Genomic DNA, 20,815 nt, shown 5'->3' with positions numbered 1-20,815 from the left:
CCATTCGTCCGGGTTAACCTTTGCAATATTGTGCCGGATTAGCGCTTGTTCAAGACTAATTTCCAACACAGTTAATTTCCGCGCTAGGATGCTACCATAAAGTTGATGATTTCCCTATCCCGCACCCGCCGATGATATGGCGTGCTACTTGAATTGGACAACAACCTAATTCGCCGTCTCGTTCAGCAAGGATCTCACTGAGCGGTGACCCACGATTTATCGCGTCCTCCTTCCCTTTCTTTAACGATTACTCCGGGCATATTCACGTAGAAAGCTAAGAAAACCTTACCTAATTTTCAATCGACAATCTTTTCTCTTTGGGAAAACTTCGGGCGGAAACAGGATAAAACCTGAAATCAAGGGGGGTGATTCGGCATGCGCGGGTTAGTTATAAATTAAATAAAATAATCATTCCACACCATAAGACAAATGATTATGATTAACCTTCTCATTTACAAAAAATGCCATTCCTTGTCGCCACCTACGCAGACAAATAAAAAATAAAGGCATTCAGCATCTAAATCTTTGGATTTTATAGGGATAATTATGTCTACTGCTCGCAGAAGCACGGCCCGTCTCATTGCATACACACCGCAGGTCAATAAGGTATTCACACTCTCGCTACTGGCGTTCACCGTACATTCGCTGGTTACCCTTCCTGCCGCGCGTGCTGAGGCTAACGCTGCCACCGACAGCGGGACACAGCAGGACGTAGTGGTCTACGGTGCACCCGTTAATAGTAGTGATGATCACTCCACTCAGGATTATCAGGTCAAAACCACGCGAGCCGCGACCAAACTACTCTTGACTCCTCGCGATGTACCTCAATCATTAAGCGTGATTACCCAGCAGCGTATGCAGGATCAGCAACTGCAAACGATCAACGATGTATTAAATAATACAACGGGGATCACAAGTGAGCAGGACGATAGCGAAAGAGCCTATTATTACTCCCGCGGATTCAAGCTCACTAATTTCACTTATGATGGTATTCCCACCTCGATGGGAGACGCTTGGAACTACGGCGACACCGCCTCGGATACCTCTATTTATGACCGGATTGAGGTCATTCGCGGAGCGACTGGGTTAATGACCGGTGCAGGTAGCCCTGCCGCCTCGGTAAATATGGTGCGCAAGCATGCCGACAGTAAGACAGCTACCGGCAGTTTAGACGCCAGTTATGGTAGCTGGAATAAACAACGTTATATCGCAGACCTCTCTACTCCCTTGAACGAATCAGGCTCGCTGCGCGGGCGGGTTATTGCGGGGTACCAAAACCAAGATAGCTGGCTCGATCGCTATACCAAAAACACCAAATTCCTTTACGGGACGATCGATGCCGATTTGAGCGAGCGCACCACGCTCTCCCTCGCCTACGATTACCAAGACGCCGATACTAGTAACCCGACTTGGGGTGGAAATCCCGTCTTTTATGATAATGGTACGCTCACACACTATCGGCGAGGCCTCAACTCGGCGGCGGACTGGACCTATTACCACACCACCGTACGTAAGGTCTACGCTGACTTAGTGCATCATTTCGATAACGGCTGGTCTACTCACTTGAACGGCACTCACGCCGAAAATACCTTTAGCGATAAACTCCTCTATGTCGGTTATCTCACTAAGCCAGATATGGACTCCGGTGAGGGCGCTGATGGTTTTGGTAGTAAAGACCGTGGCAAACGTGAGCTAACGTCTGTCGATGGCTATGCCAGCGGCCCCTTTAAGTTATTGGGTCGCCAGCATCAGCTGATGTTTGGGGTCAATTACAGCCGTCAGCATAATGCTACGCAGAGTAGCAACGGGACGACCAGTGACGATGCTAGCGAGATTACCGCTAGCGACATGGGCATCTTTAATAATCATTGGAATGGAAATATCGCCCAACCGACTTGGGGCGATTGGTACCAGAACGCCAATGATATTATCCGCCAAAAATCGGCTTACGCTGCCGCTCGTTTTTCGCTTGCCGATCCACTCGCGCTGATTGTGGGCGCGCGCTACACGCAATATCGTAGCGATGGCTCCAGTGGCGATATGGAAAAAAACAATACGATGCCTTACGCTGGTATCGTGTATGACCTCAACGATACCTGGTCAGCCTACGCTAGCTACACCTCTATCTTCCAGCCGCAAACCTATCGCGATAGCAGCGGCCACTACTTGTCTCCTATCACCGGGAAGAGCTATGAAACGGGTGTGAAGTCGGCGTGGGACGATGGACGGCTAACCGCCACCTTCGCTATCTTCCGTATTGAACAAAATGACGTCGGCCAAGAACAAGATGGCGTATACGTTAACAATAGCAGCGAACAGGCCTATGTCGCGACGAAAGGTGCGCGCAGTAAAGGCGCCGAGTTTGAATTAAACGGGGCGATCACCGATAACTTACAGATGACCTTTGGGGCAACGCGCTATGTAGCGACCGACTCAACGGGTCGCTATAGCAGCAACCAGCCACAAACGGTATTTAAACTCTTTAGCCGTTATCAACTCCCAACGCTGCCAGCGCTAACCGTGGGCGGTGGTTTCACTTGGCAAAACCGTGTGTTCTGGGATGTTCAGACACCTGACGGCAACACACAGCGGGTCTATCAGGGTAGCTATCCGTTGGCCAACCTCTTCACCCGCTATCAGGTCACCAAACAGGTCGCAGTACAGGCGAATATTAATAATCTATTCGACCGTGGTTACTATACCTATCGAAATAGCGATGTTTACGGCCAGCCACGTAACGTCTCCGTCAACGTATCCTATAAATTCTAATTATTCACGACATGTCCCGTTAATTCGGGGCATATCGCCTATTGTCCCCGAGTGTGGAGCCCCCATGAGATCACGAAATGTATTGTCTTCATCGCGCTTAGTTATAGCTGTTCTTTCAACGCTGGCGCTACCCACGTTTACGGCTATCGCCGCCCCCTCTTCACAATCTGTTAGCCAACCTACCGCAAAGGTCGTTAACCAACGACAGCTCGGTGATGGTCTCTACGAATTAGCCGTTATCCCCCAAAAAAATGCGTTATTTATCGCCAGCGCACAAAGCTTTAAGGGCGTGAATGGCGGTGTAATTTATCGGCTCGATCCGAATACACTCGCGACGACAGGGGAAACCCACACCGACCTTAAGAATTTTGGGATGACGGCCGACGAGGATGGGAAGTTCATCTATACCACTAATTCGTTAGATGGCGCCGTATCGAAAATCGATGCTCAAGATGGAAAAGTACTACAACGTCTCTTTTTCAAAGGCAAAGATAAAGATGGCGATCCGGTAGGTGCCCGCGAAATTCTTCTTCATGACCGACAACTCTATATCGGACGAGTGACCGACCCGGGGTATATCTCTGTTGTTGATGCCCAGACAATGACCCTTAAGGGGCAGATTGAGCATGTTGGCAAGTGGGTGACCGGTATTATCTACTCCCCGCTAACCCAACGTATCTATGCCGCCAGTGGCAGTGGCGAGATAGCCGTTATTAATCCCCACAACAACAAAATAGAACAACGCTGGAAGCCCGATGATGGTCGAAAGTATTTATTCCTGAATATGGCCGAAGACCCGTCTACGGGACATCTATTCGTTACGGATAACTCTGAGGCAAAGACGACTTTAGTGTTCGATGAGCACACCGGCAAAGTGATTAAACGCCTGGCGGGGGATGCCTTAGGTATTAAGTTTAATGCACAACGCCATGAGATTTATATTAGCCAGCGCGAATCCAAAAAGGTACTGCAACTCGATGCCGTGAGCTTGGCAGAAAAACACGCTTGGTCGTTTACCGACAATCCTAATAGTCTATTCGTATCAGCAGACGGGAAGACGCTTTACGTGACCCTTAAGCAGGAGTTTAATGCCGATAACTCGACGAAAGGACCCGATAGTATAGCGCGCATCGCGCTCGACTAATTCATGGCTTGGTGATAAAGGATGGGGATATTCTCGGCTCTGAAAGGTGGCAAAGAATGAAAACATCCCCGTCTTACTCAGCTAGAAAACAATATATCGCTACAACCCGTTAGTCGTGTCACTCAGCGTTTCATTCACCGCTTGCGGGTTCTGCGTAATAAACATCGCATCGCCGTAACTAAAAAAGCGATATTGCTGTTCTACCGCTTGCTGATAAGCATGCATGGTATTTTTATAGCCGGCAAAGGCAGAGACCAGCATAATCAGCGTCGATTCGGGAAGATGGAAATTGGTGATTAACGCATCGATGATTTGGTACTTATAGCCGGGGTAGATAAAGATCTGCGTGTCATCGAAGAAAGGGGCGATTAACGCGTTATCTGCCGCTTTGGCAGCACTTTCTAAAGAACGTACCGAGGTCGTCCCCACCGCGACCACCTTATTACCTCGTGCCTTACAGGCGAGTACTGCATCAACCACCTCTTGTGGCACTTCAGCATATTCGGCATGCATAATATGATCTTCGATACTCTCAACCCGCACCGGTTGAAACGTTCCTGCCCCCACATGTAAGGTGACAAAAGCCGTTTCGATCCCTTTCTGACGTAATGCCTCCAACAGCGGCTGGTCGAAGTGCAAACCCGCAGTTGGCGCGGCGACAGCCCCCGGTTTCGCGCTATAAACAGTTTGGTACAGCTCGCGATCCGCCTCTTCATCCGGGCGGTCGATATAAGGTGGTAATGGCATATGCCCGATTTGGTTGAGGATATCCAACACCTCACGACTATCGTGGAACTCAATTTCGAACAGAGTATCGTGACGAGCGACCATGGTGGCACGCACCTCTAAGGCATCTCCCAACAATAATTCTGCACCCGGCTTTGGCGCCTTGGAGGCACGGACATGGGCCAATACCCGTTTATCGTCTAACATCCGCTCCACCAGCATCTCGAGCTTACCGCCGCTGGCTTTTTGCCCATACACCCGCGCAGGGATCACCCGAGTATTATTGAACACCAGTAAATCACCAGGTTCGAGCTTATCCAACACATCGGTGAAGACGCCGTGCTGTAACTCTCCCGAGGGCCCGTCTAACGATAGCAGTCGGCAAGCGCTCCGCTCCGGCTGTGGATAGTGGGCAATTAACGACTCAGGTAAAGCAAAGTTAAAATCAGCAACGCGCATGGTGACTTCTTCCGATAAAAATTTAGGCGCACAGTGTAACGGAAAAGGCGGCATTACAGAACCTTTGGCTTTTCAGACAACTCAGGCGATAATAGCGCTATGAACTTTCTCGCACACCTCCATCTCGCCGAACTCGCCAGCAGTTCCTTAACCGGTAATTTACTGGCGGATTTTGTCCGTGGCGATCCTGCAGGCCGCTGGTCGGCACCCATTGTGGCAGGCATCCATATGCATCGCCGACTCGATAGTCTATCCGACCATCTGTCTGAAGTTCGTGAGGCCAAACAGCTCTTCACGCCAGCTACCCGCCGCGTCGCACCGATCGCGCTGGACGTGATTTGGGACCATTTTCTGGCGCGCGACTGGGCAAGCCTGCACCCCGCGCAATCATTGCCTGCATTCTGCGCGATGGCTGAGCACACGATTGCCCGCGATCTACCAGATACTCCCGACAACTTTCAACACCTCAATCGCCTGATCTGGCAACAACGCTGGTTAGAACGTTATGCTGAGGCGGAGAACCTAGAAAACGTATTACGTCAGATGGCGCAACGGCGACCCCGTCTGGCTATGCTTGCCGACTGCTATCACGATTTCGTCGCAAACTACGATGCCTTAGAACATCTATTTTCCCGTTTCTACCCGCAGCTCATGGCACAAGCCAAAGAAAAACAGCTTTAGCCTCCCGCCCCTTATTCGCATCTGGTACACTGCCTTCGCGCAATGAGACGCGGGAGCCGCAGTAGCTAAGCGCGGTTCCTCACACGATTTTATTCATTAACACTTGGAGTATGTATGGTACTTGTGACTCGTTCAGCCCCTGATTTTACCGCTGCGGCAGTTTTAGGTAACGGTGAGATTGTTGAGAATTTTAACTTCCATAAGCACATTGCCGGCAAACCTGCCGTACTCTTTTTCTGGCCAATGGACTTCACCTTTGTTTGCCCTTCAGAGCTGATTGCATTTGATAAGCGTTACGCTGAATTCAAGCAACGTGGTGTAGAAGTGGTTGGCGTTTCTTTTGACTCAGAATTCGTTCACAACGCATGGCGTAATACTCCGATCGAGAATGGCGGGATCGGTAAAGTTCAATACGCGATGGTTGCCGACATCAAGCGTGAGATCCAACAAGCGTACGGTATCGAACACCCAGAAGCCGGTGTTGCGCTACGTGGTTCATTCTTAATCGACAAAGACGGTGTTGTTCGCCACCAAGTGGTCAACGACCTGCCATTAGGCCGTAACGTTGATGAGATGCTCCGTATGGTCGATGCACTCCAATTCCACGAAGAGCACGGCGAAGTGTGTCCTGCACAGTGGGAAAAAGGCAAAGAAGGTATGGGCGCATCACCAGAAGGTGTCGCGAAGTACCTGTCGCAAAACGCGGCGAAGCTATAATCGCCTTGCCCCCTAAGACGTTAGGGGGCACTCACCTCGCGTAAGGAATCATCGCGCCGTAGATAATCGCTTACAGCCCTTTTGACAGCGTTGCCATTTCTAGGATGATTATGCAACTCCCTCTACAACATTGGCTTCAGACTTTAGGTCTTACGCAGTACACCGACCTCATCGCAACATTAATCATGTTAGCCGCGATGATCTTTCTTTCTTTAATCATTCATTTACTGCTTCATAAACTGCTATTACCGATACTGAAAAAGCAGTCAGAAAAAAGCCAACACCTCTGGCCGAAATCTTTATTCAAACACCGCTTATTTAATCGCGCCGCCTGGCTATTACAAGGCGTACTCTTTCAGACATTACTCCATATCCTGTTCGATCCGCAGAGTATGCTGTTCGTTGGACTTACCACCCTCTGTCAATTATGGGTGATGCTCTTCAGCTTGCTAATCGGCTTCTCGCTGCTCGACGTTATTCAGGCGATCACCGCCAGAAGCGAATTTTCCAAACAGATCCCGCTACGCGGTATTTTCCAAAGTATTAAATTAATTATGGCGATTTTAATCGTCATCTTGATGATTTCGCTACTGCTTGGAAAGTCCCCCGGTAGCCTCCTGACCGGATTGGGCGCAATGACCGCCGTCCTGATGCTGGTCTTTCGCGACCCGATTCTGGGTTTAGTCGCCGGTATTCAACTTTCGGCCAACGATATGCTAAAAATCGGCGATTGGCTCGATATGCCAAAATATGGTGCGGATGGCGCGGTCATCGATATCAATTTAACCACGGTAAAAGTGCACAATTGGGATAAAACTATCGTTACTATTCCCGCCTATGCCTTAATTTCCGACTCCTTTAAAAACTGGCGAGGGATGTCGGAATCGGGAGGACGACGCATCAAGCGTAGTGTCAATATCGATACGACCAGCATTCACTTCTTGTCGGAGGCCGAAATCGAACAGCTGGGACAAGCCCATCTACTCAGTCCCTACTTAGTCAACAAGCAGCAAGAGATCAGCCGATGGAATACGCAGCGCGATAATCACAATGCATCGCTACTTAATCATCGTGCGCTGACCAATATCGGTACTTTTCGCGTCTGGTTGGAGAGTTGGTTAAAGACCCATCCGCAGATTCGCCAGGATATGACGTTGATGGTACGCCAGTTGGCTCCTACCGAGAACGGCCAACCGATTGAGATTTATGCCTTCACCAATACGGTGGTCTGGGCGGAGTATGAAGCGATCCAAAGCGATATCTTCGATTATCTCTACGCAGCACTACCTGCGTTTGGGCTGCGCGTTCATCAAACCCCTACTGGTACGGATATTCGCGCATTGATGCCTAGCCCAGCTACTCAACAAAACAGCCCGTAACCACAGGGGGCCTGCAGGCCCCCTCATTCTAAGCTTGCTCTTTAACGCGTAACAGCAGCAGTAGCGCGATAACCATTAGAACGGTGGCTAGAATATAAATCGCCTGATGGCCGAGGAGATCGCTTAATATACCTTGGCACAGCCCGGCGAAGATCATCCCCGTCGAGACAGAATTCGTAAATAAGGTCGTTGCGGCCCCCGCTTTCCCTGGCATCAAATCCTGAAACCACAGCATCACCAATCCCGCCACGATCCCAATAAAGACGGCATTCAACAATTGAATCACTAACAATCCTGTTTGTTGATGAAATACCAGCATCGCTGGGTAAAACGTTAGGCCGCAAATCGCTGCGACGATCACCAACGGCCGTTTACCTACCCGTTTAGCCAAATAGCCTGCCAATAGCATCACCGGGATCTCTAACCCCGCAGCCGTCCCCATCAATACGCCTGCAAAGCTTTCAGGCATACCTAAGCTTTTACTGACATACAGTGGCATATCGATGATATACATCAGATTACAGACCCACATTAATACCGAGGCAGCAAACAGAAACCGTACATCCGCACGCTTCCAGCCACTGACTGCGCTTTTCGCGAGATCCTCAGCCGGATAGAGTCTTGGTACGCTGGGTAACGTCGTCTTTATTAAAATTAACGATAAGAGAAACAGTGCGGCCGCCACGAGATACAGCGTCACAAATCCGTAATTCAACGCCAACGCGAAAGAGATCGGCGGCCCGATCACCCAGGCTAACGACATCTGCGCCCGCATCACCGAACTGAACATCACCACTTCACGACCCGTGCGATCCGCGTATTCACGTGCTAGCGCGAACAGCTGCGGCATCACTACGCTTGTCAGCGCCGAGAGGATCAGTCCCAATGTGATCAACACTACGTATTGCCGCACAAAGGCGAACATCACCGCGTTGCCAATGGCCATCGCGCAACAGAACATTAGGAGTCGACGACGATCGCCCTTACGATCCGACCGCTTGGCTAAAATAAAGCTGATAATAATGCCAGTCACGGCATTGATGGTGAAAAATAGCCCAACCATAAAAGGCTTCGCCTTCAATTCCTGGCTCAGGTAGAGGCTAAGTGTTGGGGATTGTAGCGCCCCAGCGATACTGACAAAAAACGTCACCAGCATAAACATCATAAATACTGGATTGCCCCCTTTCGGGGCAGGCGGGGTAAAGGATTGCATAAGCGCCCTATCAGACTGACGCCGACACAGTATGTGCGGCGTGGCTCAATACGAGGCGTTAATCATAGCAGCTAGAGAATCATCGAGGTATCGGCAAAATGTTTTTCAGTCTGTGACCGACGCCATTGCCGTGGGCTAGTACCGAACCAACGCTTGAACGCCCGTGAGAAGGCACTCACTTCCGAGTAGCCCAACAGCAATGCCATATCGGTGACCGATAGCTGTGGCTGCTGCAAATAGCACATCGCCATCTCGCCACGTACGTGGTCGACGACACCACTAAAACTCATCCCCTCTTGACGTAGACGACGCTGCAATGACCATGGGGTCATCGCTAATTGGTCGGCGATCGTTTCCAGATCAGGTTCCCCCTCACCGATCGCTAATTGTACTTGCGCGCGGATCTGATCGACAAAGGGTTGTGTTGAGACCTGATAGTTAAGCTGACGGATGGCATCTTGGGTGACGGTTAACAACATCGGATCGCTCTCTGGCATGCTACGAGACCCATCGCTTTTCGGGATCACCAGGCAATTAGTTGGCTGATCGAACCAAATTGGCGCATCGAAAACTTTACAGTGTTCGTGCCATGCGGCAGGACGCGGATGCTCGAAGTGAACTTCTTTCGGTGCCCAATGGCTGCCTAATGCATGGCGGATCAGGTTTAAGAACATACATAAGGTCAATTCGGCGTCCTGTCGACGCTGTAAAATAGCCCCGTGGCGTACCTGGTAGTGCAGCTGCCAGCTCTCGCCCTTATCCACTAACTGAACGAATGTATCGTGCTGATGGTAGGGAAAGGCGCGAACGACGTTACGTAATGCCTGCTCTAAGGTCGATGAGCATATCCCGATATAGCCGAGTAAACCTAGCGATTGCGGTTTGAATTGCTTGCCATAATACAGCCCGAAATTATCGATGCCTGAATGCTTGGCAGCCACTTCCATGACGCGACAATAGTTAACCAAGCTTAAGCTCATCGTTGGGTTACCGAGTAGGTCGGGGTTGATGCCACTCATGCCAAACACCCGCTCACTGTCCCCACCTTGGTGCGTAATAAATTGGCTAAGCCCGCTCGCGGCCGCGGCCAATACCCCATGATGCGCGGCAGGCGTGGGGGAAGAGAAGAGTGTTTGCATGGTGAGCCTCATGAAAAAGGGTAACAATGAGGGTTAACCAGCAAATTTCATACCAAGAATCAAAATCCCCCAGCATAACTCATCTATCTCCTCCCTCTTCGCCCACTCTGCTACCTAATAGTGCACGCCCTGACCAATCGGCAAGTTTTTCCCTGCCAAATAGGTGCGGCATAAGCCGAGGGTCTGCGCCGACCACCCCTGAGCAACACTTTTCGCCATCTCGGTATCCCTATGCGAGGCCAGCCAGGCCGTCAGCTGGATCCGTCGCTGAATAAACAGGGCGGGAAGCACTGCCAGATCTTCATAACTAAGGCTATGCACTTGCTGATACCCCTCGATCCAATGGTCGACCCAGTGCTGTGCATTAGGATGATGTTCGACAAAACTGATTGCCGCCGCAAGATCGTGCAGATACCAGCCAAACCCACAATCGTCGAAATCGATCACCCGAGTTTCCCCACGATCGAGCAAGAGATTCGTTAAGCGCAGATCGGCATGGATCAGCCCAAAACGATCGCGATGTTGACCATATTTTTTTAACTTACCCGCGACGTCTTCGATAACGTTATCGATTAAGGCCCGATCGCTCACCGCCATATCGCTGATATCCCGCCAATCACCCCAATGGCTGTTCGCGCTGACCATCGAACCATGGTCCCACCGTAACCGCTGGAAATTGGCAGGCTGTTGCCAATCTCGGCTATGTTGATGTAAACGTGCGGTAATCTCGCCCAATTGCCGGAAGGCAACCGGTGAGACCTCGCAGGTCGGCATCTCCCCCTCGATCCAGTGAAAAACGACGGCATGGCGTTGCTCGTCGGCGGAGAGTCCGTAGGTTTGTATGCGCTCACCCTCGCCATCGCGTAATGCTTCGGGCACTTGGATCCCTTGCGAGCGTAAGGCGTCCAACCATAACAGTTCACTTTCGATAGCTGCCTTCTGATGATAATTACCGCGATGCAGACGCAACGCATAGCGTTTACCCCGCGCGCTAAGCGAAAATGTCGCATTCTCTGAACGACAGAGGAGTTTGATCTCTGCCCCCTGCAGGGAGGGATAGGCTTGCACAACGTGATTGGCGATATGCATCAGTACTGCTTGGTCAAGGGCGTCGTATTGTTTCACACTCATCATCTTCTCCTACACACAATGGCAACCTAATGTGTGGAGTAGCATCCTCCAGAGTTCGCGCCACAAGCTTGACGATAGATTCACGAAAGTTGACCTTAGAGTACAGTCGGTGCCCGTTAGCGCGGGACTTTACCTTGCACCACAGTAAACTGTCTTCTCAGGTCAAGTTTCTCGTCGTTAAGCACTGCATTATCGGTGGCATAGCATCATTCACTATCAACGACGTCTTCACTATTGCTAACGGGGTTAACTATGACGACATCATTAAAACCAACACTCGGCGCGCTCCATCTCTGGGGTATCGCCGTAGGATTGGTGATCTCTGGAGAATACTTCGGCTGGAGCTATGGATGGGGCGTGGCAGGAACGCTCGGCTTTCTCGTCACTACGCTGATTATCGCCGTGATGTACACCTGCTTTATCTTTAGTTTTACCGAGCTCACGACGGCAATACCACAGGCCGGTGGCCCCTTTGCCTACAGCCGTGCCGCGTTTGGCGATACAGGCGGCTTAATCGCCGGATTCGCTACGCTTATCGAATTCGTCTTCGCCCCTCCGGCAATCGCTATGGCAATCGGTGCCTATCTAAACGTGCAATACCCCACACTTAACCCAAAATATGCCGCCTTAGGCGCCTATATTGTCTTTATGGGACTCAATATTCTCGGCGTAAAACTCGCGGCGATGTTTGAACTAATCGTCACCGTATTAGCCGTATTTGAGCTGCTGGTCTTTATGGGCGTCGTCTCTCCCGGTTTTAGCCTCAGCAATTTTGTCTCCCACGGCTGGTCCGGTCATGAGCATTTCTCCATGGCGGCTCTACCCGGTATCTTTGCAGCAATCCCCTTTGCCATCTGGTTTTTCTTAGCTATTGAAGGCGCGGCAATGGCAGCAGAGGAAGCGAAAAATCCGAAGAAAACGATCCCGATCGCCTACCTTACCGGCATCCTGACCTTAGTTTTCCTCGCGCTGAGTGTGATGCTTTTCGCTGGCGGCGCGGGCGACTGGCGCGCGCTATCCGGTATTAATGATCCCCTCCCGCAAGCGATGAAGATGATCGTCGGCGAGCACTCTCGGTGGATGCATATGTTGGTATGGATTGGCTTGTTCGGCCTGATCGCCAGCTTTCATGGCATCATTCTCGGTTACTCTCGCCAATTCTTCGCCCTATCGCGCAGCGGCTATCTTCCGAGTTCGCTCTGTAAATTGAGTCGTTTTCAAACGCCCCACCGCGCGATTATTGCAGGCGGAATCATCGGTATGATTATCGTGATGAACGATGGCATGACGCTGCAGGGAATGAGCCTTACCGCCGCGATGATCACGATGGCAGTATTCGGTGCTAACGTCATGTATATGATGAGCATGCTTAGCCTATTCCGCTTACGTAAAACCGCACCGATGCTTGAGCGCAGCTATCGTGCACCCGGTTATCCTGTCATCCCTGGTATTGCGTTGGTACTCTCGGTGATCTGCTTTGTCACTATGCTCTGGTTCAACCCGGTGATCGGTGGACTGTTTATCGGGTTAATGGTCGGCGGTTACCTCTATTTCCTGACCACCAAAGTCAGACGTGCGGCAAGCCAGCCGCTGAACCTTACCATCGTCGAAAACGAATAATCTTTCTTGCGAGCGGGCACGCGCTTAAGCGACCCGTTCTTATTTATCACTGACCGCAACAGTGCGAGGAATTGATCATGGCAACACGCTCCACGATTATGGACACCAACAGTTTTCGCGCCGAACATGCCGACGCGCTTAGCCCAGAAATACGTCAATTGACCGATAAGCGAGACCAGTTATTAGGCGAATCTTACCGCCTCTTTTACCGCAATCCTGTGCATTTGGTGAGAGGCGAAGGACAATATCTATGGGATGCTGAAGGCCGTAAATATCTCGATGTCTATAATAACGTCGCCAGTATTGGTCACTGCCATCCCGCCGTCGTCGCCGCCGTTACCCAGCAAATGCAACAGCTGAATACCCATACCCGCTATCTGCATGAGAATATTTTAAACTATACCGAATCGATTCTGGCGACGACACCGACAGAGGTCGATCGCGCCATGTATATGTGTACCGGATCGGAGGCCAACGACCTCGCGATACGCGTCGCCAAATCATTCAGTGGTGGCACCGGCATTATCGTCACCCAAGAGGCCTATCACGGCACCAGCGAGTTAACCTCAGGCGCATCCCCGGCACTTGGCAGCGGTCAAGCGCTGGCCGCCACCACCCGTATCGTTCCGGCGCCCGACTTTTATCGTTTAGCGCCAAGCGACCCGGGTCAATGGTTTGCTAATGAGATCCAAAAACAGATCGACGATATGAAACAAAACGGCATCACCTTTGCTGGCTTCCTCGCCGATTCGATCTTCTCCTCAGACGGCGTATTACCTAATCCTCCAGGCTTCCTTAAAGCCGCGATTGACGTGGTGCATAAGAATGGCGGTATTTTTATTGCCGATGAGGTACAGCCGGGATTCGCACGCACTGGCGATACCTTCTGGGGCTTCGAGCGACACGGCGTAGTGCCCGATATCATAACCACCGGCAAACCTATGGGTAACGGTATTCCCGTCTCCGCCCTGTTTGCAAAAAGTGAGGTATTAGCCTCGTTTAGCGATCATATTCCCTACTTCAACACCTTCGGCGGGAATCCGGTATCGATGGCGGCGGCGCAAGCGGTATTAACGGTGATTCAAGAAGAGAATTTACAGCAGCATAGTCGTGAAATGGGCGCGCGATTGCTCGCAGAGCTGCGCGGTCTACAGCATAAATATCGCTGTGTCGGCGATGTACGCGGTGCGGGCCTGTTTATTGGCTTTGAACTAGTCACCGATCCGCAAAGCAAACAACCGAACAAGGCTTTAGCCTTGGATCTGATCGAGCGTCTACGTGATCAAGGGATCCTCACCTCAGTCGCTGGACCTTATGGCAACGTGCTGAAACTACGTCCGCCTCTCGCTTTCCAAGCCGCCGATATCGATTGGTTAGTCGGCGGATTAGATCGGGCGCTAGAGCAACTCTGTCGCTAAGTTTTTTTGTCACGCGCAGTCACTGATTGGCTGCGCAACCTTTAATTATCTTTCCTTTCCTCTTACCCAATAATTGCCTAGAATGCTCAGACTCAACGGGGTGCAGTCAACAGCTGCTGAGAGAAACCCGTAGAACCTGATCCGGTTAATACCGGCGGAGGGATTTGAGCGCAGCCTTCTCAGATCCTTTGCGTCAACGAGCAACGTTATTGTAGGAGCGCAAAGTGTTTCCAAGCAAAAAAATCGTCTTAGGGCTACTCTTCGCCCTTACCGCACTGCCCGCCTTGGCTGCCAAGCCAGTATTAACGGTCTACACCTATGACTCTTTTGCGTCGCAGTGGGGCCCAGGCCCAGCGATTAAAACCGCTTTCGAACAGGACTGTGGCTGTACTCTACGTTATGTAGCCTTAGGTGATGGCATTTCGCTGCTTAATCGCCTACGCATGGAAGGCAAGCGCAGCCAGGCAGATGTGGTCGTGGGACTGGATAATAATTTGCTCGATAGCGCGACGAAAACCGGCCTATTCGCCCCGGCCAATATCGATACACAAAAGCTTAAGGTGCCGAATGGCTGGAGTAATCCGACGTTTATCCCTTATGACTACGGCTATTTTGCCTTCGTCTACAATAAGAAACGTTTACCCCACCCACCGAAAAGCCTTCATGAGCTAGTAGAAAGCCCGCAAAAATGGCGCGTTATCTATGAAGACCCTCGTACCAGCACACCGGGACTAGGCTTATTATTATGGATGAACCGCGTCTTCGGCGACAAAACCGCGCAGGCGTGGCAGCAGCTCGCGAAGAAGACCGTCACCATCCCACGCGGGTGGAGTGAAGCTTACGGACTGTTTCTAAAAGGTGAAGCCGACTTGGTGCTGAGTTACACCACTTCTCCGGCGTACCATATTATGGAAGAGCATAATAATGATTACGCCGCAGCGAACTTCTCCGAGGGGCATTATCTGCAGGTTGAGGTTGCGGCGCAGTTGGCTCACAGCCCGCAACCGGCATTGGCCCACCAATTTATGCAATTTATACTGTCTGATGTGTTCCAAAAAACTTTAGCGACAGGTAACTGGATGTACCCCGCCACCTCGCAAACACTACCGACGGCAATCCAGCAACTCCCCGTTCCCCAACACGCGTTACAATATAGTGCCGCCGAGGTCGCCGCATCCCGCGCATCTTGGGTTGAGGCATGGCAGTTGGCTGTTTCACATTGATGAAAGGCTGGCAACTGCCGGGCGCCATTGCGGGGATCGCTATCCTAGGTATACTCGGCGCGGCATTCACCGCGCTGTTGTATGCCGCACCCTTGCCCTCACTGATGGGTATCCTCAAGGACGCCTATCTTCAGCATGTGATAGGTTTCTCGTTGAAACAAGCCTCGCTATCCGCGCTCCTCGCGGTCGGGATAGCGGTCCCGATCGCCCGCGCCCTACAGCGCCGGCACTTTTTCGGCAAGACCTTACTCCTGCGTCTCGCCAGCATGACGCTGATCCTCCCGGTCTTGGTGGCGGTTTTTGGCCTACTGACGGTTTATGGTCGCGAGGGGTGGCTTGCGTTACTCTGTCATCGACTTGGCATTCACTACTCGTTTAGTCCCTACGGTCTCAGCGGTATTCTGCTCGCCCATGTCTTTTTCAACCTTCCCCTTGCGACGCGTCTCCTGTTACAGGCACTGCAACAGATCCCTACCGAGCAGCGACAGCTTGCTGCGCAATTAGGGATAACCGGATGGAACCTCTTTAGGTTCCTCGAATGGCCTTGGATAAAACGCCAACTCGTCCCGGCTTTTGTCCTAATTTTTATGCTCTGCTTTACCAGTTTTGCCATCGTCTTAACCCTAGGGGGTGGCCCGCAAGCCACGACCTTGGAGCTGGCAATTTTTCAGGCGCTAAACTTCGATTACGATCCTGGCCGCGCCGCGCTCCTCGCCCTAGTCCAACTCGTATGCTGCGGCGGATTATTACTATTCAGTCACTGGTTAACGCCAGTCGGTGCGCATGACGTCAGCCTTCGCCAACATTGGCGACCTCGCGTCGAGGGTATCTGGGGGGCGATCATCGATAGCATCGCCATATTGGTTCTGATTCTGCTGCTTATCCCCCCCCTGATCGCGGTCGCCGTGGCGGGAATTGGACCGCAAACTCTCAGCGCCTTAAGCGATCCGGCATTGTGGCAAGCGGTCATATTATCGTTGAAAATCGCGCTAGTGGCTGGTGGATGCAGCGTTGCCCTGACCCTAATGTTGTTATGGACCTCGCGAGAATACCATCGGCGCGCCCTCTCGGGCTGGGCCAGCACGATTGATGCCTGCGCGATGATTATTCTCGCCGTGCCGAGTATCGTGTTGGCGACAGGCGCCTTTCTTATTCTCAATCAAACGATTGGGATCGATAGCTCCCCCGCGGCGCTCGTCATCCTCATTAATACGTTAATGGCCTTACCCTATGCCAGTAAGCTCCTTAATGGCCCGATGCGAGATTTAGCCAACCAATATAGCCATCTTTGCTTATCTTTAGATATTCACGGTTGGCAGCGCCTACGCCGTATTGAGCTACCCGCATTACGCCAACCTCTATTGCAGGCTTTTGCGTTTGCTTCACTCATGTCGATGGGCGATTTCGGTGTGATCGCGCTATTCGGTAGCCAAGATTTTCAAACGCTTCCCTTTTATCTTTATCAGCAAATGGGCGCGTATCGTACGCAACAAGCCGCGGTAACGGCGTTACTATTGTTACTCCTTTGCTTCCTGTTTTTTATTCTGATCGAGAGCCTCGCAGACCGCCATGCTGACCGTTAATCAACTGAGTTGTCATTATCCCCAGCAACCGCTGAACTTTACCTTCTCGGTCGCCGCTGGCGAGCGCATCGTTATACTAGGCCCGAGTGGAGCGGGAAAAAGTACGCTGCTTAACCTCGTGGCGGGTTTTATTCCCGCGACGCGGGGCGAGGTATGGATCGCCGGGCATAATGTCACTGCGCTTCCCCCAGCGAAGCGACCGCTTTCCATCCTATTCCAAGAAAATAACCTTTTTACGCATCTCACCGTAAAACAGAATCTTTCCCTCGGTTTATCCCCTACGATGCGCCTCTCGGCGACCCAAACGACCGCTTTACAGGCCTTGGCGGAACGGACCGGATTATCACCGTTAATGGATCGTTTACCTGGGCAGCTGTCAGGCGGCCAGCGCCAACGGGTCGCTTTAACGCGTTGTTTGCTACGTGACCGTCCCTTACTTCTCCTTGACGAACCCTTTTCTGCGCTCGATCCTGCCCTGCGTCAAGAGATGCTTGTCCTGACCGATGAGCTATGCCGCGAAAATCAGTTGACCTTACTGATGGTCTCCCACCAATTCGCGGATGCCCGTTATATTGCCGATCGCTGTATCGTGATCGATGAGGGAAAAGTGGCTGGGAGTGGAACGTGGCAACAGCTAGAAAGCGGCGACCTGGCGGCCGCCCGTGCATTAGGACTTGCGAAGACTAGTGGCCAATAAAAACTTTCCCTAGTAGATGAGCAAACACCGGCATCATGGGATGGCGCAGCAAGGCAAGAAAAGCGATAACCGTAACAATCAGTGTAAGTGGCGTAAGGTAGCGTAGCCGCGCTGGGGTCAACCACCCCTTAGCTGCGTCTTGCTTAGCGGGACGTAACCAGCGCCAGCATAACCACACACTTAGCCATATCAGCACCGCGACGCCCGCGAGGTACCACTTAAACAGGCCATCTTGCGTCCCTGCCGGTACATCAATGGCGACTCCCGCTAAAATACCGGGTAGTAAATAGATAGGCGGCCACAAGATACAGCCGACGAGATTCGGCGGTAAGAATTTTTTAGCCGGTAATTCTAGCATCCCGGCAATCAACGGGATTAACGGACGGGTCGGGCCAACGAAGCGGCCGATCAGAATGGTCGCGACACTATGATTATGCAGAGCATGTTCGGTTTTGGTCAGCAAAGCTTGGTGCTTTTGCAGGTACTTCCAGCGATGTAACGGACCCTGAAATTTCCAGCCGATGTAAAAAGATAACCAGTCGCCGACTAAGCACCCAACGAAGCCCGCTGCCCATGCTGGATATAGGCTGACATGGCCGCTACCGATCAAGGCTCCCAGAGAGGCCATCATTACCGTGCCAGGCAGTATCAATCCCACCAGCGCCAGCGACTCTAAGAAGGTGACTACCGCAACAACGCCTATCGCCCATCCGACCGATTGCTCTAATAAATGTTGGATCCAGGCTTCCATTAACTTTCCTCATAATTCGCGAGCTCGGATTGTTGCGATCTGCTCCCGCTACGTCAAGCAAAGTTACCGCGATTAAAACACTCCGAAACAAAATCGTATCGTCTCTCCCCATGATAGCGAAAAGGCAAGCCGTTATTCCCCCTCGATCGGGTTAATACACTCAGAGGAGAGATGATCTAAACCCTCTTTTTCGAGTGAAAAAGAGACAAAGTGCCGAGACTTATCAATCTTCACCACGTAGAGTGCATCGTAGTCGAACGGGGAAATCGAAGGGATAGTCGACGCATCGCCGCCTGTCGTCGTAACTAATTCTTTAACCGCCTCCACGAGATGATCATGTTCCCAAGCAATATAAGTGACTTGATGATTATCGCCGGCGAGGAGTTTAGTCACTAGGGCGTGCGTATCCTTGGCATGAAACTGTAAACCGATATCTTGGGAGGTCTGAATCGCAGTTGGCATCAACGTCGCGACGGCGCGCACCGAGCTTCCCTTCTTCTCCTCAATCGGTGCCGAGGCGTACAACGCATCGGGTTCTCCATAGCGGCTTACCAACAGCGAAGGGAGCCGTAACGCACGGTTTAGCCCTTGGCAGGATAACTGACCACTAAAATTGATCTGTTTTTCGCCATGACGCAAGAACACGAAGGTACTTTGCGCGTAGCTACTGGCCGTACTCAACGCTAATAACAGTAATAAAATTCTACGCATAGGTCCTCAGGCGCTTAACCTTCAGGGGGGTGAATGGCTTTGACTATAGCCGATAAATATCGGTCGCTGCAGCCTGGTGCAGAATTTTTCATGGTTAGTTGAGCAATGATTAAGGAAGTGGCGACTTATTCGCCACGAGGTTAGGGTTTCTTATGTAGGGCGCTTTGCAAAGGTGTTAGTGCTCCGCTTCTCCCAGTCGCTAAAGCCTAAAGCGGTTACGGGCTTAAATGCGGAAAAAAATTAACCGCTGTAAAGTTACCGGTGAAGTAAAAACTGAAAAAGGCGACAACTACAACAACGTAGAAAAGATAGCGGGTCAGGTGTGCCATAAGTTCTCTCCTTAGATAGATAAAGAGAGATTGAAGGAAAACTGGAGATTGATAAACTAGCAATAAGTTAGTTCACTATAAACTTCAGGTAGATAATGAACCTTTTTCTGAATATGTCCGTATTCGTCCACATCGTAGAGTTAGGCAGTCTAAACGGCGCCGCAGCGGCCTTAAATATATCGCCGACGATGGTCGGTAAGCATCTCAAGTCTCTAGAAGATCACCTAAGAACGCAGCTCTTGAATCGGACGACCCGACGTATTGCCTTAACCTCATCGGGCGCAGAGTACTACCAGCACTGTAAAAAAGTCTTAGAGCTGATCGATGAAGGAGAGGAGAGAATAAAAAACACCCAGCTCACTCCTTATGGCCCCGTAACGCTTTCCTGTCCGGAGATACTGGGAATAAAGCGGATCTTGCCGTTCTCCTTGGACTACATGCAGCGTTTTCCAGACGTGCAGATCCACCTCTCGTTGGCTGATAGACTTATCGATCTGATGCGCGAAGATAGCGATATTGCAATACGCATTGGACGACCACCAGAGAGTACCGATATTATCGCAAGACCGCTCAGTGCTTACGAAATTGTGGCTTGCGCCAGTCCGAGCTACCTAAAAAAACAAGGGTATCCGCGAGTTCCGGAAGATTTGTTCAACCACTCATGCCTCTCCTTGAACAAAACTATACTTGATGAATGGCAGCCGCCGCACTTTAAGGAGAAGATTAGGCAAAGCCGACTTAGCAGTGATTCGAGCGAAGCCATCAGATTAGGGGCTATCGCCGGAATGGGCGTGATTATTCAATCCAAAATATTCCTAGAAAACGATATTAACCAGGGATTACTCGTTCCGATCCTTGAAGACCATCCTCTCCCGGCAAGAGAGGTCAACGCTCTCTACTTACGCAGTAAGTATCGCTCGGCCAGAATGAATTTTATCTTAAATGCGCTATGCGCCGCATTTCCTCCTAACTAGAAGTAGCAGACAAATACAAATAAATAGGCAAACTTATTATTAAGGTGCTTATTTATTAATTCAATATGGATCTGAATTTTCTTATATTTTCAACGGTTGATTACTGAATTACCCTAGGCCTTTCTCTAGACGTTATTTATCTCGATTATTT

The 20,815-nt window shown here is 51.0% G+C and carries 17 protein-coding genes and 1 riboswitch; of the genes, 11 read left to right on the top strand and 6 right to left on the bottom strand.

Going from position 1 to position 20,815, the window contains the following annotated elements:
* The first annotated feature begins 546 nt into the window (after nucleotides 1–546).
* On the top strand, nucleotides 547–2,769 hold the full coding sequence (gene fhuE, locus HGT70_RS02105) for a ferric-rhodotorulic acid/ferric-coprogen receptor FhuE (protein WP_214194766.1): 2,223 nt from the start codon (nucleotides 547–549) through the stop codon (nucleotides 2,767–2,769).
* A 64-nt stretch (nucleotides 2,770–2,833) separates the two neighbouring features.
* Nucleotides 2,834–3,913 (top strand): YncE family protein, encoded by a 1,080-nt coding sequence (locus HGT70_RS02100; protein ID WP_214194765.1) that lies wholly within the window; start codon nucleotides 2,834–2,836, stop codon nucleotides 3,911–3,913.
* A gap of 99 nt (nucleotides 3,914–4,012) precedes the next feature.
* Here the strand turns inward: HGT70_RS02100 and queA are convergent, their stop codons facing one another.
* Complete coding sequence (gene queA, locus HGT70_RS02095) at nucleotides 4,013–5,098, bottom strand: tRNA preQ1(34) S-adenosylmethionine ribosyltransferase-isomerase QueA (RefSeq protein WP_214194819.1); 1,086 nt, start codon at nucleotides 5,096–5,098, stop codon at nucleotides 4,013–4,015.
* A gap of 99 nt (nucleotides 5,099–5,197) precedes the next feature.
* Between queA and HGT70_RS02090 the strand changes: the two genes are divergently transcribed.
* From HGT70_RS02090 to HGT70_RS02080, 3 genes are all read left to right on the top strand, one after another.
* Entirely contained in the window at nucleotides 5,198–5,779 is a 582-nt protein-coding gene (locus HGT70_RS02090) for an acyl carrier protein phosphodiesterase (RefSeq protein WP_071434129.1), read from the top strand.
* A gap of 114 nt (nucleotides 5,780–5,893) precedes the next feature.
* The gene (locus HGT70_RS02085; protein ID WP_048911659.1) at nucleotides 5,894–6,496 is read left to right on the top strand and encodes a peroxiredoxin C; all 603 of its coding nucleotides are present in this window, start codon (nucleotides 5,894–5,896) and stop codon (nucleotides 6,494–6,496) included.
* A 110-nt stretch (nucleotides 6,497–6,606) separates the two neighbouring features.
* Nucleotides 6,607–7,875: a mechanosensitive ion channel family protein gene (locus HGT70_RS02080; RefSeq protein WP_071434126.1), complete on the top strand. Its 1,269-nt coding sequence runs from the start codon at nucleotides 6,607–6,609 to the stop codon at nucleotides 7,873–7,875.
* A gap of 28 nt (nucleotides 7,876–7,903) precedes the next feature.
* Here the strand turns inward: HGT70_RS02080 and HGT70_RS02075 are convergent, their stop codons facing one another.
* The 3 genes from HGT70_RS02075 to HGT70_RS02065 all read right to left on the bottom strand — a co-directional run bounded on the left by HGT70_RS02075 (nucleotide 7,904) and on the right by HGT70_RS02065 (nucleotide 11,358).
* On the bottom strand, nucleotides 7,904–9,088 hold the full coding sequence (locus HGT70_RS02075) for an MFS transporter (RefSeq protein ID WP_071434124.1): 1,185 nt from the start codon (nucleotides 9,086–9,088) through the stop codon (nucleotides 7,904–7,906).
* A 71-nt stretch (nucleotides 9,089–9,159) separates the two neighbouring features.
* Entirely contained in the window at nucleotides 9,160–10,227 is a 1,068-nt protein-coding gene (qhpR, locus tag HGT70_RS02070) for an AraC-like transcriptional regulator QhpR (protein ID WP_244968787.1), read from the bottom strand.
* Nucleotides 10,228–10,341: 114 nt separating this feature from the next.
* Nucleotides 10,342–11,358 carry a phosphotransferase enzyme family protein gene (locus HGT70_RS02065; RefSeq protein WP_214194818.1) on the bottom strand — a complete coding sequence of 339 codons (1,017 nt, stop codon included), beginning with the start codon at nucleotides 11,356–11,358 and terminating at the stop codon, nucleotides 10,342–10,344.
* Nucleotides 11,359–11,610: 252 nt separating this feature from the next.
* Here HGT70_RS02065 and eat point away from each other — a divergent pair, with 252 nt between their 5' ends.
* The 5 genes from eat (at nucleotide 11,611) to thiQ (ending at nucleotide 17,899) form a co-directional block, all read left to right on the top strand.
* Nucleotides 11,611–12,978, top strand: a complete 1,368-nt coding sequence (gene eat / locus HGT70_RS02060; protein ID WP_214194763.1) for an ethanolamine permease — start codon at nucleotides 11,611–11,613, stop codon at nucleotides 12,976–12,978.
* 77 nt (nucleotides 12,979–13,055) lie between these two features.
* On the top strand, nucleotides 13,056–14,396 hold the full coding sequence (locus HGT70_RS02055) for an aspartate aminotransferase family protein (protein ID WP_071434116.1): 1,341 nt from the start codon (nucleotides 13,056–13,058) through the stop codon (nucleotides 14,394–14,396).
* 86 nt (nucleotides 14,397–14,482) lie between these two features.
* Nucleotides 14,483–14,577: riboswitch (TPP riboswitch) on the top strand.
* Between the two features lie 43 nt (nucleotides 14,578–14,620).
* The gene (thiB, locus tag HGT70_RS02050) at nucleotides 14,621–15,619 is read left to right on the top strand and encodes a thiamine ABC transporter substrate binding subunit (protein WP_214194762.1); all 999 of its coding nucleotides are present in this window, start codon (nucleotides 14,621–14,623) and stop codon (nucleotides 15,617–15,619) included.
* Nucleotides 15,595–17,202, top strand: coding sequence for a thiamine/thiamine pyrophosphate ABC transporter permease (thiP, locus tag HGT70_RS02045; protein WP_214194761.1), 1,608 nt, complete (start codon nucleotides 15,595–15,597; stop codon nucleotides 17,200–17,202). Before thiB ends, thiP begins: the two co-directional genes overlap by 25 nt.
* Nucleotides 17,189–17,899 carry a thiamine ABC transporter ATP-binding protein ThiQ gene (gene thiQ, locus HGT70_RS02040; RefSeq protein WP_214194760.1) on the top strand — a complete coding sequence of 237 codons (711 nt, stop codon included), beginning with the start codon at nucleotides 17,189–17,191 and terminating at the stop codon, nucleotides 17,897–17,899. The genes thiP and thiQ overlap by 14 nt, the downstream gene beginning before the upstream one ends.
* On the opposite strand, the gene HGT70_RS02035 is transcribed toward thiQ, so the two are convergent.
* Nucleotides 17,886–18,650, bottom strand: a complete 765-nt coding sequence (locus HGT70_RS02035) for a DedA family protein (RefSeq protein WP_071434108.1) — start codon at nucleotides 18,648–18,650, stop codon at nucleotides 17,886–17,888. The two genes, thiQ and HGT70_RS02035, sit on opposite strands and share 14 nt — an antisense overlap.
* Before the next feature lie 132 nt (nucleotides 18,651–18,782).
* On the bottom strand, nucleotides 18,783–19,361 hold the full coding sequence (locus HGT70_RS02030) for a histidine phosphatase family protein (RefSeq protein ID WP_071434106.1): 579 nt from the start codon (nucleotides 19,359–19,361) through the stop codon (nucleotides 18,783–18,785).
* A 424-nt stretch (nucleotides 19,362–19,785) separates the two neighbouring features.
* On the opposite strand from HGT70_RS02030, the gene HGT70_RS02025 reads away from it, so the two are divergent.
* A complete protein-coding gene (locus HGT70_RS02025; protein WP_214194759.1) occupies nucleotides 19,786–20,664 on the top strand; it encodes a LysR family transcriptional regulator in 879 nt (292 codons plus the stop codon).
* The last annotated feature ends 151 nt before the right edge of the window (nucleotides 20,665–20,815 follow it).

The organism is Rosenbergiella collisarenosi (genome assembly GCF_018494085.1).
GTDB classification, from domain to species: Bacteria; Pseudomonadota; Gammaproteobacteria; order Enterobacterales; family Enterobacteriaceae; genus Rosenbergiella; species Rosenbergiella collisarenosi.
This window is presented reverse-complemented; position numbering and strand designations above follow the sequence as displayed.